The 16,853-nt window shown below is 64.5% G+C and carries 13 protein-coding genes; 8 read left to right on the top strand and 5 right to left on the bottom strand.

The window, feature by feature from the left end:
• Positions 1-129: 129 nt before the first annotated feature.
• From ACIQWO_RS12705 to ACIQWO_RS12685, 5 genes are all read right to left on the bottom strand, one after another.
• Entirely contained in the window at positions 130-2,505 is a 2,376-nt protein-coding gene (locus ACIQWO_RS12705; protein WP_402824125.1) for an autotransporter outer membrane beta-barrel domain-containing protein, read from the bottom strand.
• A gap of 840 nt (positions 2,506-3,345) precedes the next feature.
• On the bottom strand, positions 3,346-4,476 hold the full coding sequence (locus ACIQWO_RS12700; protein WP_402824122.1) for a glycosyltransferase family 9 protein: 1,131 nt from the start codon (positions 4,474-4,476) through the stop codon (positions 3,346-3,348).
• Between the two features lie 111 nt (positions 4,477-4,587).
• Positions 4,588-6,237, bottom strand: coding sequence for a rhodanese-related sulfurtransferase (locus ACIQWO_RS12695; protein WP_402824119.1), 1,650 nt, complete (start codon positions 6,235-6,237; stop codon positions 4,588-4,590).
• A 60-nt stretch (positions 6,238-6,297) separates the two neighbouring features.
• Positions 6,298-6,963 (bottom strand): cysteine dioxygenase, encoded by a 666-nt coding sequence (locus tag ACIQWO_RS12690; RefSeq protein ID WP_084103487.1) that lies wholly within the window; start codon positions 6,961-6,963, stop codon positions 6,298-6,300.
• Entirely contained in the window at positions 6,960-8,240 is a 1,281-nt protein-coding gene (locus tag ACIQWO_RS12685; RefSeq protein WP_402824114.1) for an acyl-CoA dehydrogenase family protein, read from the bottom strand. Before ACIQWO_RS12685 ends, ACIQWO_RS12690 begins: the two co-directional genes overlap by 4 nt.
• Before the next feature lie 252 nt (positions 8,241-8,492).
• Here ACIQWO_RS12685 and ACIQWO_RS12680 point away from each other — a divergent pair, with 252 nt between their 5' ends.
• From ACIQWO_RS12680 to ACIQWO_RS12645, 8 genes are all read left to right on the top strand, one after another.
• Positions 8,493-9,590 (top strand): LLM class flavin-dependent oxidoreductase, encoded by a 1,098-nt coding sequence (locus ACIQWO_RS12680; RefSeq protein ID WP_402824111.1) that lies wholly within the window; start codon positions 8,493-8,495, stop codon positions 9,588-9,590.
• A gap of 32 nt (positions 9,591-9,622) precedes the next feature.
• Complete coding sequence (locus ACIQWO_RS12675; RefSeq protein ID WP_402824108.1) at positions 9,623-10,510, top strand: class II aldolase/adducin family protein; 888 nt, start codon at positions 9,623-9,625, stop codon at positions 10,508-10,510.
• A 59-nt stretch (positions 10,511-10,569) separates the two neighbouring features.
• The gene (locus ACIQWO_RS12670; protein ID WP_402824105.1) at positions 10,570-11,631 is read left to right on the top strand and encodes an ABC transporter substrate-binding protein; all 1,062 of its coding nucleotides are present in this window, start codon (positions 10,570-10,572) and stop codon (positions 11,629-11,631) included.
• Positions 11,632-11,654: 23 nt separating this feature from the next.
• Entirely contained in the window at positions 11,655-12,800 is a 1,146-nt protein-coding gene (locus ACIQWO_RS12665; RefSeq protein ID WP_402824102.1) for an ABC transporter permease, read from the top strand.
• Positions 12,794-13,657: an ABC transporter ATP-binding protein gene (locus ACIQWO_RS12660; RefSeq protein ID WP_402824099.1), complete on the top strand. Its 864-nt coding sequence runs from the start codon at positions 12,794-12,796 to the stop codon at positions 13,655-13,657. The genes ACIQWO_RS12665 and ACIQWO_RS12660 overlap by 7 nt, the downstream gene beginning before the upstream one ends.
• 72 nt (positions 13,658-13,729) lie before the next feature.
• A complete protein-coding gene (locus ACIQWO_RS12655) occupies positions 13,730-14,977 on the top strand; it encodes a c-type cytochrome (protein ID WP_402824096.1) in 1,248 nt (415 codons plus the stop codon).
• Between the two features lie 67 nt (positions 14,978-15,044).
• Positions 15,045-16,013, top strand: a complete 969-nt coding sequence (locus ACIQWO_RS12650) for an ABC transporter substrate-binding protein (protein ID WP_402824093.1) — start codon at positions 15,045-15,047, stop codon at positions 16,011-16,013.
• Between the two features lie 197 nt (positions 16,014-16,210).
• Positions 16,211-16,852 (top strand): LysE family translocator, encoded by a 642-nt coding sequence (locus tag ACIQWO_RS12645; RefSeq protein ID WP_402824090.1) that lies wholly within the window; start codon positions 16,211-16,213, stop codon positions 16,850-16,852.
• The last annotated feature ends 1 nt before the right edge of the window (position 16,853 follow it).

The raw sequence follows: 16,853 nt of genomic DNA, 5'->3' as shown, positions 1-16,853 counted from the left end.
TCGGGGTAAAAAGCAAGGCGAACGATATGCGCAAGAACCGCGAATCTACGTCAACTTAGGACGAATATCAGTGAATTTAATAAAATTTCACCGATTTTGAAGCATCATCACAGATTTTTCAGAAATGAATCAGAAGGTGTAGCGCACGCCGATCTGCGCTCCCCAGGGCTGGTTGAGACGTTTGCCCACCGCAGTTTCCGCTTCCACATAGATCTGCGCGTTGCGGCGCACTTGCCCGACCACCCCGGCGCCAAACTCCGCACGCGTGCCCGACAAGTCGTTGTTGAACACGATGCCGTTGATGGTGGTCTGGTTGCTTTTGATGAATTCCTGGACCAGCGCCATCTTCAGGTACGGCTGAATCGCGCCGCCGCCGGGCAGCGTCAGCGTCTTGCCGAACGCAGCGCCAACGCGCGCCTGGACAGACCCGCTGTGCGCCGAGTTGGACACCATCCCGTTGGTCAGTCCGTAATCGGCCCCGCTCACCCCCAGCGCCGAGAACTGGACATAAGGCTCCACAAACCAGCGGTCGCCGAACTCGAGATGTCGGCCGAATTCCAGTTGCAGCCCCACGCCATTGTTGTTGAAGCTACCGTGCGCGGCGACGCCATCGCTCATCACAGCGTCGGCAGAGTTCTGGAAACGGTTGTACTTGAACACACCATCGAAATACCAACCCGTCGGGCCAAGCCAGGTCGCGTAGAGCCCGGCCGAATAGCTATTCACGCCCCCCGTCGAGGCATTCTCGAAGGTGAGTTTGCTGTGGCTGGTACCGAGCATCGCGCCGACCAGCCACGAGCCACCCCATGTCTGCCCAACCACACCGTCCACGCCCGCCACCACGCCATATTGCGTCTGGCGATAGCTGGTTCCCGCATTGGGCTTGCCATTGAATTGCTTGCCGAAGGTGCGCACCCAGACACCGCTATTGCGCTGATCGTCCATTCGCAATTCGCCCATACGGCTGCGAAGGACTGTTGCCTCCCCATACCAGACGGAGGGCGCGGCGGACGACAGCCCCAGCACGGTCTGCGTGCTCGGCGACAGATCGCCGGTCGCCGGATCGCCCGGATCGCCCGTCACGACATCGACCGTCTCCTCGCCGTTGCGCGGGTCGACGGGGGTACCGGTGTCGGTCACGAGCGCCCAGTTGTTGCCTTGCTGTTGCAACTTGTAGGTGTACACGCCGATATCGACCTTGCCGTTGACCAGCCCGAAGCCTGCACCGCCGCCGCCAGTCTGCACGATGGTCAGCGGCAGGAAGTTGGTCGGCTGCGCACCTGTGTTGCGCACCAGAACCTGGTAATCGCCGGTGGCGGTGCCGGTCACGTTGAGCAGATCACCCGAATGCGTGCCCAGATTCGTACTCATCTGGAACGTGCCGCTGCCCGCCAGCGTGCCGATGTTCAAGGCTCGCAGCGTCGATGTACCGAGCGCAGTACCGGAGACGTCGATCGTGCCGCCGTTCATCGTTACGTTGGAGACGGTGTTATCGCCCGCCTGACGCCACACCGCATTCGAGTTAATCGCCAGCGAATTCAGATTGGTCAGATTGCCGGTGAGCGAGGCGGCGTTCTGAAGCGTGAGATTGAGCGTGGCGGTGCCGTCGCTGCCGACATTCCCGCCGATCACCGTGTTCGCGCCGTCGATGGTCACGTTGCCTGTCACGCCACCGCTCGCCTGCACCGCAAACCCATTGCTGCCCTGTAGCGTCGTGCCGTTTTGCACCATGACATTGGCGGTGTGTCCGGTATACGTGGCACGCCCCGGTGCAATGAGAATCGCGGGGCCGCTGGCCGCACTTACCGCGACGCCGTTGAGCGTCGTGTTCGAGACGGTCGTGAGCCCGGTATTGAGCGAGATAGCGCCGACACCGGCCAGATTGCCGCTGATGGAACCACCATTGACGGTCACGTTCGAGTCGAAATTGATGAGCCCGCCATTGATCCCGCTATTGGTCCCGGTGCCGGCGCTCAGGGTCGAATTGGTGATCGTCACGGTCGCCCCGGCGCTCGCCGCCACGCCGTACTGAAATCCGGAAACCGTACTATTGGTGATCGTCCCCGTCGAGGGCTGGAGCCCGCCTGTGAGCTGCGAGACGAATTCGATACCGATGTTGTTCGGGCTGGAGATTGTGGAATTGGAGATGGTGACGGAGGCGTTAACTACGCTGATCGCCGGTGGCGGTGTCGAGCCGGGCGGGGAAGTGGGGAGCGGCGGCAGTGTCGAGATGACGGTTGCGCCGTCCATGATCAGTTGAGGCCGCCCCGTCGAGGGGGGACCGCCCTTCAACGCGATCCAGTTGGTCGATGCGCCACTTTGCACGACCAACGTGGAGTTGTTGGTCACCGTCCAGGTGGTATTGGCGTCGCCCGGTGTGGCCACCGTGGTGGTACCCGATGTCACCGTACCGGCCTGCGCCGGGATAGCCAGCGACGCAACGGCCAGCCCGACAGCCGACGCCAGCACGCGCTGCCGAGGTTTCACGCAGATAGAGTTACGCATGATCGTTGGCTCCCAAAGACCGGGCTAGCCTGCGCCACCCCAGCTCACAACTTCAAGAAAGCGAGTTCCTTGGCGTTGCCCTTCGCCATGCCGTTTCAGCCTGCGTTGCGCGCAATCGAATTGTTATTCGAAGTCTTTTGTCATGCGCTAAATTCGCATCTGAGCGGCTAAAATCCGATTCGTCATGCAGAAAAACTACCCGTGACATGCGTTTACCAAGTCATTTCGACTTACCTTAGGCGACACATGGCAATGCGTCACCTGTCAACGTTGACAGGTGACCGGCAACGAAAAAATCCCCGCACAGCCGAAACTGTGCGGGGAACAAGGGTCCCGGAAGCCAGGTTAGGGGAACCAGCTCCCAGGCCACGTCAAGCCAGTGGTAGGGCAGTACACGCACCCCTACGCGCACCTCCCAAGGCATGTCGGGACACTCGTCGCCGCACTACAAGCACCCCGACACGCCCGCAGATATTCTCTTTCTGCATCGATAAGGCGCAACCTCATCGACTTCCACCTGCGTGCCTGACATATCGTTATTGAATTCGCTTTGCTCGACGACGAGCGAAGCAAACGATAAACGTCAACGCCGCCGCAAGGCGATCGCACACGATGGTTTTCACAGCAATTCATTCGAATTAATCAGGCGTCACGTTGTTGCTGCGACGACACAGGAAAGGGCAACGTTGGCCGGAGACGGGCCTGGGGTGAATGTGCGCGGAGCAGGTGAGACAGCGCCGTCCCCGACGTCTATTGACGGGGGACGGCGCTGTGATGTGGTGTGGGGATACTGCGAGGGTCTGCGATGTGCAAACCACTCACGGACGTGCGATGAACGCCTTACCGAAGGCGTTGGGGATGACTGGCGAGGGCCGCGACGATGGTTTCGGCAAGCTCGTCGGGATCGAGTGCGCTCACATCCGACTCGGTTTGCAATGGGGTCGACTGACAGCGCGGAGTGAGCCGCAAGTAAGGCGGTTCGCCCTTCGCGAAGAGCGTGACGCTCGGCGTCGCCGTGGTGTGGGCCACATGCATCAGACCACCGTCGGCCCCAACGAAAAGAGACGCATTTGCAATAATTCGCTTCGCATCGCGCAGCGTCAGCTCGCCGACGAACGACACCACACGCAGATTCACAAACGTTGCGCCGAGCAACGCTTTTGCGGCATCGGCACCGTTGCCGGAACCCAACAAGACGATCCCGTTCGGCATACCGGGCTGGTAAGCCACGTCGTAAGCCTGCAGGCACTCGCGCCAATGTGCATAGGTGCGGCGCGGTTCGACCCCACCCATTGCGAGCGCAAGAAATGCCCCCGAGGGTAGTTGCTGCGCAATCGTCGGCGGCAAATCCGACTCTTCACGCAGGTACGGTTTGGCGCGTGCGAACAATTCGTCCGATGCCAGCCCAAGGGAGAAAACGTCGTTGACGGCAGCGAGGCTGAACTGGGTCTGATTGCGATCCGGCCCGTGAAAATAGCGGAACAGGCAAGCGAACGGCAGCGCCGCGAAAAACTTTCGTTTCAGACGCAGCGTCGGATAGTTGAATTCCTGAAGCACGACGACGTCGTAATCCGCCGGATTCACCTCAGCGGGATCGCCATAGACGCGGCGGAAAATGTCGTCTCCCTCGAAGACCGCTTTCAGTCCCGGCGTGATCAACAGATCGATGGGGCCTTCGCGTCCGCGCAGCAGTGCACGACCCGACATATCCATCACAGCGTCGCCCACCGAGTGCTTTCCACCGTAAATCCACAACACGCGCGCTTGCGGTGCGACATGTCGCACCTCGTGGCGAAGTTGTCCGCTCATCGCGAGTCGCAGACGGCGGTGGAGATATTTCTTGGCGACGGTGAACGCCGACTTACGTTGCATGAAGACGTCGGGCTCGTGATACACCCACGCGTACGGAATGCGGGTGCTCGGCTCTGTGAGCGCGTCCAGTCGGCGGGTGATGAAACGCGGAAGTGGCATGGTCGGATCGAAAGCGGGGCAGCGCCGGAAGTTCGGGAGTATGCCACGGGCGCACCGCCGGGACGGATCACGTCCCGGTAGATTCGGACAAATGCCTTCCGTCCTGACGGGCTACACCACCTGAAAGTGATGCGTGCCGTCGCGATGCAACTGGCTGACGAGACCGAACTCCCAGTCGAGATACGCCTGCATGGCTTCGGCGGCGTTATCGGTGCCTTCGTACGGACGGCGATAGCGGTCGTCGCGCGCACTGGCCAAATGCGTTTCGCCCAACGCTAGCGGCAACCCGGCGTTGATCCATGCCTGCGTGCCGCCGTCGAGCACCACGATCTCGGCGTCGGTCAGACGCTGCAAGTCGGCCGCCGCGAAGCGCGCCAGCAGGCTGGATCCGCATGTCAGGACATATCGTTGCACCGGCCCGATGGTGCGAAGCGCTTCGGCCAGACGCGCACGAATCACGAACCATGCGCCCGGGATATGCCGTTTGACGTAATTGACGCCTGACGTGAAGTCCAGCACCGCGATCTGCCCCGGTGCTGCTTCGTCGAGCCAGCGCGCGAGCAATGCGGGCGTGACGGTGGCGACTTCCGGTGCGCTCGGCGTGTGCAGCGGCCAGCCGCCTTGCGCGCTACGCGCATGGGCGCTGTGCGGCTCCACGACGTACACCGTCCAGCCCATTTGTGCGAGCCACGAGCCGGTCATGTCCGCGCGTACGCCGTCGTCGTCCGCCAGCACGATCCATGCGCCGCGCACCGGTGCCTGATGGTCCGTCTCCTGCACCAGCTGACCGCCCTGTGCGTTGGCGAAATCCGGCAGATGCCCCGCCGCATACTCCTCCGGCGTGCGCACGTCGAAGCGGTAGACGGTGCGTCCCGGCGCATTCAGCGACGGCACGTCCTCAAGTGCCACGCGACGCACACCCGCACGATCCGCCACGGCGCGCGCCCCTTCACGGGCAACGGCCAGCGTGGCTTCGCGCACGGTTGCCGGGTGACGGCGGTCCGCGCCGCGCTCGAGCGACTGACCGGCGAGCGTCCAGCCGATGGTGCCGTTGCGAAGTGCGGCGACCGGATTCGGCAGACCTGCATTCACGAGCGATTGCGTGCCGATGATGCTGCGCGTGCGTCCGGCGCAGTTGACGATCACACGCGTGGCCGGGTCCGGCGCGAGCTCGCGAACCCGCAGCACCAGTTCGGCACCGGGCACGCTCGTCGAGCCGGGAATGTTCATCGTCTGATATTCGTCGAAGCGGCGGGCGTCGACAACCACGACGTCGGCATCCGCGTCGAGCAGCGCCTGCACTTCCTGCGCCGAGAGCGACGGCGTGTGACGCAGCCCTTCGACCCACTCGCCGAACGCCTTGCTCGGCACGTTCACGTCGCGGAACACTTCGCCGCCAGCGGCAATCCAGCCGTCCAGACCGCCCGCCAGCAGATTGACATCGGTGTACCCGAGCTTACGCAGCACGGCGGCCGCACGCGGTGCGAGGTCTTCGCCGTCGTGCACGCCATAGACGACGATGCGCGTGTCGCGACGCGGGATACGCGCCCATGCGTCGATCTCCACGCGCGAGAGCGGCAGGTTCGCGGCCCACAACGGGTGCGTCTGCGCGAACGGGTCTTCTTCACGCACGTCGAGCAGTGCGATTTCCTCACGCGCGAGCAGCGCGGCGCGCACGTCGGCGTAGGTCAGTTCGGGGAAGTCTGCAGCCTGCGACGGCGCATCGGAGGTTGATTGGTTCGGATGCTCGGACACGGTCATTCCTTGAATTCGTCAGATGTCGAAACGTTGAGGCTTGTCGATTATTCGTCGTAGGTTCGTCTATTGTTTGTCGGCAGGTGGCGCAGCCTTGCCCCACGGATTGGGCAACTGCGCGTTGGCGTAGCCGGACACGAAGCCCTTGCGCTCGCCTGTCTCGGTAAAGACACTGCGATGCACGGCGCCGATGTTCGCGCCATACACGTGGATGCTCACCGACACGCGATCCGCATACGCGTTACTCACGCGATGAATGTCGCCAAGACGCGGCGACAACACCTCCACGTCTCCCGGCAGGAGCCGCACGGCCTCGCCCGCCACGACGGGAATGCCCTTCGCGTCGAGCACATACGGTTGAGAATCTTCCGAACCGCGCAGCATGCCGATCAGCCCCCAGACGGTGTGATCGTGAATCGGCGTGCGCTGCCCCGGGCCCCAGACGAAGCTCACGATGGAGAAGCGTTGCGCCGAATCGCAATGCAGCAGGAACTGCTGGTAATGGTCGGGGTGCGGCGTGGCGAACGCATCGGGCAGCCAGTCGTCGCGCGCCACCAGTTGCGCGAGCAGGCCCGCGCCCTCTTCTAGCAGCGTGGTTTCATGGGGACGTCGATCCAACAGTCGCGAGAACCCGGCGACGAAGGTGCGTAACGGATCGAGCGCGTCGTAATCGTGCGCTGGCAGGTCGCGCGACAAGGCGATGCCATCCAGCACTTCGGTCGTACCAGTCATGCGAATTCCCGGAAAGCAGCGAGCGCCTGCCGACCGGCAGCGCCCAGAATGGTGTCGTTTTGCGGCGTGTGGATACGGCTGCACAGCACGTCGCGATGATAGCGCTCAAGCGGGTTGTTGCGCGAAAGCCCGTGATTGCCCGAAAGCTGCAAGGCCAGTTCGAGAACCCGGATCGCATTGCCCGTCACCGTGAACTTTAGCGCACCGCTGGCGATATCGTCATCGGGTTCTCCCGCATCGGCCGCTTGCGCCGCCGCGTCCAGCAGACGCTGATTGACGTGTAGCAGGGCGGCGATCTCCCCCACCGTCTCCTGAATACGCGGCACTGTGGCCAGCGACGCGCCGAGATTGCCCGGCACACGGGTATTCAGGAACGTCACGAGCCAGTCGGCGCCAGCACGCGCCACCGCATCGTAGAGCGTGCCCAGCAGCACGCTCATCCATGCCTGTTGTTCGATGTGTGCATCGTTGTCGCGCTGGCCGATACCGGCTGGTGCCCATTCGTTCGGTGGACGAATATCGACCGCGTTGCCGAACGGCAGATCGATGTCCTCCAGCACGACCTCATGGCTGGCGGACGCGCGCAACCCGAGGTGATCCCAGTTCTGTACGACGCGAATGCCCGGGCGGTCTGGCGAATCCGTCGGACCTGCCGGACGCGGCACCAGAAACACCCCGACGCGCGGCTCCGCTTCGTCCGTGCGTGCCCACACACTGAGCCAGTGCAACGCGGGAATGCCCGTGCAATAGAGCTTGCGGCCGGACAAACGCCAGCCCGTCTCCGTGCGCCGCGCAATCGTCGAGGGCAGCCCACCCCGGGCAGGCGTGCCCAGCTCCGGCTCCACGCGCAGCGCGTTGATCAACGCGCCGTCCCGCACCGCACTCTCGAACACCGCGCGACGCTGCGCCTCGGGCCAGCGCGTGCTTTCCCGCACGAGCGAGCGGTGCTGGAGATACGTCATCGTCAGCACCAGCGCGGTAGCCGATTCCCCTTTGGCGACGGCACCGACGATGCGACGTGCCGTCACGAGACCGCCGCCGCGCCCGCCCGCCGCACGCGGCACCACTTCTGCAATCAGCCCGTGACGATGCAGCAGAGCGAAGTTGTCGAACGGGAAACGTGCATCGCGATCGAGCGCCGTCGCGCCCTCGGCCAGCGCGCGGGTGATCGGAGGCAAGAGCGCATCGAGTTGCGTGTGACGTGCGGGGCCGTCTCCACGTGGCTGGGGCGGCAGCGGCAGTACCGCCCCGGAAGATGCGAGACCTGAAGAAGCCATGATTTTGGAATAAGCAAATACGCGTTCGACGCACAGTGCGCCGCGCTACGCAGTGCCGCTAGCGTAAGGCTCGGCAGTGCCGCGCCCAACCATCCATATCGAATAATCTTTGCGTAAATGATTATTTAACGCTCGATGATTGTTTGCGTAGGCTCACTCCCATTCACCGTCTGTTCCGATCGATGGGCGTGTAGCGCAAACCGACCCACGTCGCCGTGCACGCGTCCCTTACCCCACAAGGAGAACGTCGTCATGAGCGTAGAAATTATCGGCATGATTCAGAGCAGTAAGCAGTCCGAAATTCATCCCAAGCAAGGCGCAGCTGTCGACCGCGACTACGTGCGCAACTTTGCGCGCGCTCACGAGCAATCCGGCTTCGACCGCATTCTCGTGCCCCATCACTCCACCAGCCCGTCGGCCACGCTCACGATTGCCTATGCGGCGACCGTCACCGAGAACATCCACTTCATGCTCGCGCATCGTCCGGGCTTCGTTGCGCCGACGCTGGCCGCACGTCAGATCGCCACGCTCGACCAGTTCAGCGGCGGCCGCCTCGGCGTTCACTTCATCTCCGGCGGATCGGACGAAGAACAGCAGCGCGACGGCGACTTCCTGCTCCATGACGAGCGCTATGCGCGCACCGACGAATACCTGAGCATCCTGCGTCGCATCTGGACGGACGACACGCCGTTCGATCACGACGGCAAGTACTACCGCTTCAAACAGGGCTTCTCCGAGGTCAAGCCCGTGCAGCAGCCGCATGTGCCGATCTTCTTCGGCGGGGCCTCCGACGCCGCACTGGAAGTCGCGGCCAAACACGCCGACATCTACGCGCTGTGGGGCGAATCGCTCGATCAGGTGCGCGACATCACCACCCGCGTGCGGGCCGCCGCCGCAGTGCACGGCCGTACGCCACGCTTCTCCGTGTCGTTCCGCCCGGTGCTGGCCGAGACGGAAGCGAAGGCATGGGAACGTGCCGACAAGATTCTGGCGCAAGCCAAGGCGATCCGCGAAGCCGCCGGTGTACCGCAAGGCTCGGCGCTGCAAAGCGAAGGCGCACGACGTCTGCTCGCGGCGGCCGACAAGGGCACGCGTCTGGACAAAGTGTTGTGGACGGAGATCGCCAAACTGATCGGCGGACGCTCGAACTCGACGGCCCTCGTCGGCACGCCGGAGCAAGTCGCCGACGCCCTGCTCGACTACTACGACCTCGGCGTGACCACGTTCCTCATTCGCGGCTTCGATCCGCTGGGCGACGCCATCGACTACGGCCGCGAACTGATTCCGCGTCTGCGCACGCTGGTCGCCGAGCGCGACCGTCAGAACGACGCCACGCGCCGCGCTGCCTGAGCGGCGTCCCCACACAACACGGAGAAAACACAATGGCTGCCGTTCTGCCCGTCGACACACACAGTTTCGGACGTACCACGTCCACCCTACCCGCCCAGACCAGGACCACGCCCACCGGCCTCGTGCTCAACGCTGCGCCGCAGCAGCGGTTCTGGTTCGACGCACCGCCCGTGCGCAACGACATCCTCACTGAGCGCCGCCATCGTCAGACGCGGCTCGCCGCAGCGTTCCGAATCTTCGCGCGTCACGGCTTCGACCTCGGGCTCGCCGGTCACATCACCGCGCGCGATCCCGAGTTGCCCGATCACTTCTGGGTCAATCCGCTGGGCGTGCACTTCTCGCGCATCAAGGTCTCCGATCTGCTGCTCGTGAACGCCAAAGGCGAGACCGTGGTCGGCGACCGTCCCCTGAACAAGGCGGCGTTTGCCATTCACGCGGCGATTCATGAAGCTCATCCGCATCTGGTCGCCGCCGCGCACACACACTCGACCTACGGCAAAGCATGGTCGACGCTGGGTCGTCCGCTCGATCCGCTCACGCAGGATTCCTGCGGCTTCTTCGAGGACCACGCGCTGTTCGACGACTTCACCGGCATGGTGGTCGACGGCAGCGAGGGCGACCGCATTGCGCAGGCACTGAACAAGCCCGACGGCAGCGGCACAGTCAAAGGCGTGATCCTGAAAAACCACGGCATTCTCACCGCCGGTCCGAGCGTCGAAGCCGCCGCGTGGTGGTACATCGCGCTGGAGAACGTGGCGCACACGCAATTGCTCGCCGAGGCGGCAGGCACGCCGCAGCCCATCGACGAAGCGACGGCACGTCACACACACAGTCAGGTCGGCGGCCCGGAAGGCGCGCTGTATTCGTTCGAGAGCCTCTACGAAGGTCTCGTCGAAGCCGAGCCCGATCTACTCGACTGAGGTCATCGACTGAAGCGCCAGACACATAAACATCAGAAATCAACAGGGGAGTCTTACCCATGAAGTTCCGCCACACCGACAAGACCACCGGCATTACCGGTATCAGCAGCACCGCCACCAAGGCCGACGTGCACGCCGGTCGCCGCAAGGTGCTGCGTGCGGGCACCGCTGTCGCGCTTGCCGCGCCCGCGCTGCTACTCGGCCGTCAGGCATGGTCGCAGCCGAAGAAGCTCACCTTCGCGTGGAACCAGAACTCGTTCTGCCTGACGCCCATCGTCGCCGCACAGGAGCGTGGCTTCTTCGAGAAGAACGGTCTGCAAGTCGACCTGATCAACTACAGCGGCTCGACGGACCAGTTGCTCGAATCGATCGCTACCGGCAAGGCCGACGCGGCCGTGGGCATGATCCACCGCTGGCTCAAGCCGCTCGAATCGGGCTTCGACGTGAAGATCATCGGCAGCTCGCATGGCGGCTGCGTGCGCCTGCTCGGCTCGAAGGCGGCGGGCATTACGTCGCTCGCCTCGCTCAAGGGCAAGACGGTCGGTGTGTCGGATCTGGCCGCACCGGGCAAGCACTTCTTCCAGATTCTGCTGGCAAAGAACGGCATCGACGCCGAGCGCGACATCACATGGCGTCAGTACCCGGCCGACCTGCTCGGTGTCGCCGTCGACAAGGGCGAGATTCAGGCCATTGCCGACGGCGATCCGAACCTCTATCTGCTGGAGAAGCGCACCAACGGTGCTTACGTCGAGCTGGCGACGAACCTCACCGGCGAGTACGCCCGCAAGGTGTGCTGCGTGATCGGTGCGCGCGGCGATCTGGTGCGCAACGACCGTGCGGCCTCGAGTGCGCTGGCACGCTCCATCGTGCAGGCCACCGAGTTCGTCAACGAGAACCCGAACGAGGCCGCAAAGATCTTTGCGAAGTATTCGCCGAAGATCAGCCCCGAGGATCTGCGCCGCCTCTACGCCACGCTCACCTATTCCCATCACCCGACCGGCGTGGACCTGCGCGATGAGATCGCGTACTTCGCCGACGACTTCCGGCGCATCGGTGTGCTCAAGAAGTCGACCGATCCGCAGAAACTCGCGCAACACGTCTACGCCAACGTGCTGGGCTGAGCGCACCTCCCGGACAAGTGATCATGAGTGCCATTCTCGACAACGCCGCACTGCGCGGTGCATCGCCCGCCAGTGCGCTTGAACTGACGGAACAGACCGAAGGGTCCGCGCTGCGGACAAGTGCAGCGAGCGCCGCTTCCGTGCCGCGCATCCCGGCCTTCGACGAAACTGAGATCGACCAGTTGTTTGCCGCCCCGCGTACGTCTGCGCTGTGGGGTGTGGGCTTCGCCGCCGCGCTGGCGTGGGCGGCCTTCGGCACGCTCACACTGCGCTGGCCGAACAAGGTCGTCGGCTTCTCCGACTGGGCCTTCACCGACGAGTTGGGCGTGTTCGCACTGGCTGTGGCCGCCCTCCTCGCCGTGCTGTCGGTTGCTGGCCGCGCAACGCCGCCGCTGCTGCGGTTGCGTGAGGCCCTGACGGGTGCGGGGCCGTGGCTTGTGGCCATTGCGGTGGCGCTCTCCGTCTGGGAAATCCTCACCGCGAAGACCGGCTCGCTGCCCACGCCGTTCTTCGCACCGCCGCAAGCGCTCATTGAGGTCTACACGGAGGACTGGCGACGTCTCGGCGACAGCGCCGCGAACACGCTCAAGCTGCTCGGTCTGGGCTTCGGCTTCGGTGCGATTGCAGGCTTTCTGATCGGCGTCTCGATCGGATGGTCGCGCGCCATTGGCTACTGGGTGCATCCGGTGCTTCGTGTGCTCGGCCCCGTGCCCGCTACGGCACTGTTGCCGCTCACGTTCTACTTCTTCCCGTCGAGCTATTCGGCGGCGGCCTTCCTCATCGCATTGTCGACAGCCTTTCCCGTCGCCGTGCTCACGTGGTCGGGCGTCGCTGGCGTCAACAAGAGCTATTACGACGTGGCACGCACGCTGGGCGCGTCCGAAGCGTTTCTGGTGCTGCGCGTGGCGATTCCCGCCGCACTGCCGAATGTCTTCGTCGGCCTGTTCATGGGGCTGGGGGCGTCGTTCTCGGTGCTGGTGACGGCCGAAATGATGGGCGTGAAGTCCGGTCTCGGCTGGTATCTCACGTGGGCGCAAGGCTGGGCGTCGTACGTGAATATGTACGCCGCGCTGATCGTCATGGCCCTGCTCTTCTCCGGCGTCATCACGCTGCTCTTCACCGTGCGCGACCGTGCACTCGCCTGGCAGAAAGGAACCGTCAAATGGTAAGCGCCGCCGCTTCTTCCCCAACTTCTTCCCCCACGTTCGCAGGTGCGGATGCCACTTTGACATCGCCGTCGATTCACGACGGCGCACACCCGGCCAACGATACCGGCGCGCAGATCGATATCCAGGGGGTGAGCCACTGGTTCGGCTCGCGTCAGTCGCCATTGCAGGTGCTCGACGGCGTCGACCTGAAAGTCGCGCCCGGTGAATTCGTCGCGCTGCTCGGCCCGAGCGGGTGCGGCAAGTCGACGTTGCTGCGCCTTGTCGCCGGTCTGGAGACGGCCACACGCGGCACCATCACGCAGGACGGCACGGCCATCACACGCCCCGATCCCTCGCGCATCGTGGTGTTTCAGGACCCGACGCTCTACCCCTGGCGAACTGTGCGCGACAACGTCTCGCTCGGTCTGCAAGCGCGCGGCGTGCTCGGGAAGGAACGTCATCGTGTCGATGCGGCGCTCGCGCGCGTGGGCCTCTCCGAGTTCGCGGACGCCTTCCCGCACCAACTCTCGGGGGGCATGGCGCAACGGGTCGCGCTTGCGCGTGCGCTTGTGAACGACCCGCGTCTGCTCGTGCTCGACGAACCGCTCGGCAAGCTCGACTCACTCACGCGGCTGGCGATGCAAAGCGAACTGGTCGAGCTTTGGCAGCGTGCGGGCTTCTCTTCGCTGCTCGTCACACACGACGTGGAGGAGGCATTGTTCCTCGCGCAACGCGTGATCGTGTTCAGCCCGCGTCCGGCAAAGATCGTGGCTGAGTTGCATGTAGACCTGCCCTATCCGCGTCATCGTGGCGACGCCCGTATCACCGAACTGCGCCACGAAGCGCTCCGACATCTGGGGCTCGATGCAAGCTGGTAATTCTGAATTGCGTGCTGTCGTTAGCCGAATGGTTCGCCGTACTGCGATGTCGTTGAAGTCGCCTCTGCACCGATGACCTCGCCGCCTTCCCATCTCTGGCTCAATGCGTTGCTGCAGACCTTGCAGTTCGTTCAATCGACGTGGCTCGGCACGCTCTATGCGCTCGGCATTACCGACGATTCGCACGGCGCGCCCGCGTGGCCGTGGGCCCAGCGCATCGCGGGTGAGAACCTCGTCATCGACGTGGCGCTCGCCCGACAATTCGCGTGGATGCTCGCCGCTATCGCGTTCGCCGTCGTCTGCCTGCTGCTCGCCGTGTGCTGGCGACGTGCGTGGCGTTGGCTGACGGTGGCGGCCATCGGTGCGCTCGTCCTCGCGCCGTGGCCATCGCCCCGGTTGTGGCTAACGGCAGCCGTGCCGACCAGTTTTCATACGAGTCCGACGGGCTTCACGGTCGACAGCATCGCGCGCGGCGCACGTATCTACTCGGCGCAATGTGCCGCCTGCCACGGCACGGATGGACGCGGCGAGGGACCGCTCGCCACCACGCTCAGGCGCTGGCCACCCACGATGGCGAGTGCGCTGCTGAGCCGTCGCGCCGACGGGGAGCTGTTCTGGCACGTGCTGTACGGCATGCGCGACGATCAGGGCGTCACCATGCCCGGTTTCCTCGGCCGTCTGAGCGACCGTGAAGTATGGGCCGCCCTCGATTACATGCGCGTGTTGTCCGCGTCCGCAGGCATGGCCGCCGGGGGTAGCTGGCCCGTGCCGATTGCGTTGCCGTCGGTCGCCGTGAAATGCGCGGGCCGTCCCGACCGTACGCTGGACGCATGGCGCGGCAATCAGCGCGTTCGTGTAGTCGCGGTCGACGCCGCCCATCCGCCGCCGTTCGAAGATCCCCGATTCCTCACGCTGCTGATCCGGCGCGACGATGTTCTGGCGACGGGACCGGCGGCCGTGTCCGTGCGCAAGGTGGCTACTGTGGCCACACCGCGCACGCCCGGCAACGTCACGCCGCTGTTCGGTACCCGTGCGGACTGTGTCGCCGATGCGGGCGAAGCGTGGCAAGTCTTCGCGCAGATCGCGGGCGCGTCGGCATCCGGTCTGGCGGGCACCGAGTGGCTGGCGGATCGCGACGGCTGGCTGCGCGCGCTCGCCCCGGCAGGACGTCGCGGCTGGGCCGACGGCGGCCTGATGTGCACGACGTCGACTTCGCTGCAAGACGGCGACAAATCGTCTGCACGCGACCCGCTCACCGCCACGCTGCGCGAGATGGATGGCGACCCGGTGCGCTTCGTCAAAGGCGGCTTCGTGCACTAACGCCCGTTTGCACGCACCGCCAACACCTCAACCTCAAGACCGTTTCGATCCATCACAGGCTTTCAACATGACGATTTCCCGACGCCGTTTCCTGCAGTACGTCACGACTTCCAGCGCCGCCGGTGCGCTGACCACGCTCGCACTGCCGGGCACCTCGTTCGCTCAATCGGGACGCCCTGTCCTCAAGGCAGGCGACCAGAAAGGCGGACTGCGCGCGCTGCTCGAAGCGGCCGACGAACTGAAGCAGTTGCCGTACGACATCCAATGGACGGAATTCCCCGCCGCCGCACCGCTGGCCGAAGCGCTCAACGCCGGTGCCGTCGACTGCGGACCGATTGGCGACGCCCCGGTGATCTTCGCGCTGTCCGCCGGTGCGGCCATCAAGATCATCGGCGCCAATCGCTCGGACGCTTTCGGCACCGCCGTGCTCGTGCGTCCCGACGCGACGCTGCGCACCGCCGCCGACCTCAAGGGCAAGAACATCGGCACGACGCGCGGCTCCATCGGGCACTTCGTCACGCTCAAAGCGATCACGGCGGCAGGGCTTGCGCCGAGCGACGTCAATTTCCGCTTCCTCCCTCCGGCCGATACGATCACCGCATTGGCGAGTGGCTCGGTCGACGCCTGGGCCACTTGGGAGCCCTATACAGCCGTCGCCGAGACGACCGGACGCGCACGGGTGCTGGTGAACGGTCGTGGACTCTGGTCGGGCCTGAGCTATCTCGCCGCGACGGACGCCGCCATCGCCGCCAAACAGGAAGTGCTGCGCGACTTTCTGGCCCGGGTGGTGCGCGCACAAGTCTGGTCGTACCAGCATGTGGACGCGTACTCGGCCGCAATGGCGCGCATCATCGGCATTCCCGTCGAAGCGGCGAAGCTCCAGTTCTCGCGGCGCGCGACGAAGTGGCGCAACATCGACGACGCACTCGTTGCCGAGCAGCAACGCACGGCAGACTTCTACGCGCAGGTCGGGTTGCTACGTCAGCCGCTCGACGTCAGGCCGACGTTCGACCGGCGCTTTCCGGTCAAGGTGTGAGGTGTAACGAGGCGGAACGCTTAGGCGGACGGGCGTAGGGCGGACCCACAGCGAACTGGCACGGTAGAAATCACGCGAACTGTCTATGGCGCGAGGCGAGGCGCGCCCCGACACTCTGACCATTCCCCATCAGAGTGCCCGTCTGCTTGCCCCTCACCGGGTATCGGTCATCGGGCTTAAGGTCCATAGGGTCCGCCATGATCGTCAGCACCGCGCTCTCCGCCCATCTTCTGGTCGCCTTCACGGCGTACTTCGTCAACGCCGCGAGTCCCGGTCCGAGCAATCTCGCGATCATGTCCATTGCCGCCAACCACGGTCGCCGTCCAGCGCTCACGTTCGCCCTGGGCGTCATGTCCGGCTCATTGTTCTGGGCGACGGTCGCCATGCTCGGCATCTCTGCCACGCTGCTGGCCTACGCGCAGTTCCTCGTCGCGCTCAAGCTCTTCGGCGGTGCGTATCTGCTATGGCTGGCGTTCAAGTCGGGGCGTGCAGCGCTGCGTCCGTCAAAGGCCGTAACGTTCGTGCCGACGGACGCCAATGGGGTGTTGTCCCTCAAGCGCCTCTATGTGCGCGGCACGCTGTTCCATCTCACCAATCCGAAGGCGGTGCTGGGGTGGATGTCCGTGGTCGCGTTGTCGTCCGGGCCTGACGGGAGCATGCCGGTGACCGTCGTGCCCGGTTGCGCGGTGCTCGGGCTGATGATCTTCTGCGGCTACGCGATGTTGTTTTCGACGCAAACCGCGCGGCGCGTGTACCTCAGAATTCGCCGCTGGCTCGACGGCTGTCTGGCCGTCGTCTTCGGTGCGGCGGGGTGGCAGTTGCTGACGTCGCGAGTTTGAG

Origin of the sequence: Pandoraea sp. NPDC090278 (assembly GCF_044772185.1) — a bacterium.
Classification (GTDB): Bacteria; Pseudomonadota; Gammaproteobacteria; order Burkholderiales; family Burkholderiaceae; genus Pandoraea.
The sequence above is the reverse complement of the archived record's forward strand: the minus strand, read 5'-3'. Positions and strand labels throughout refer to the sequence as shown.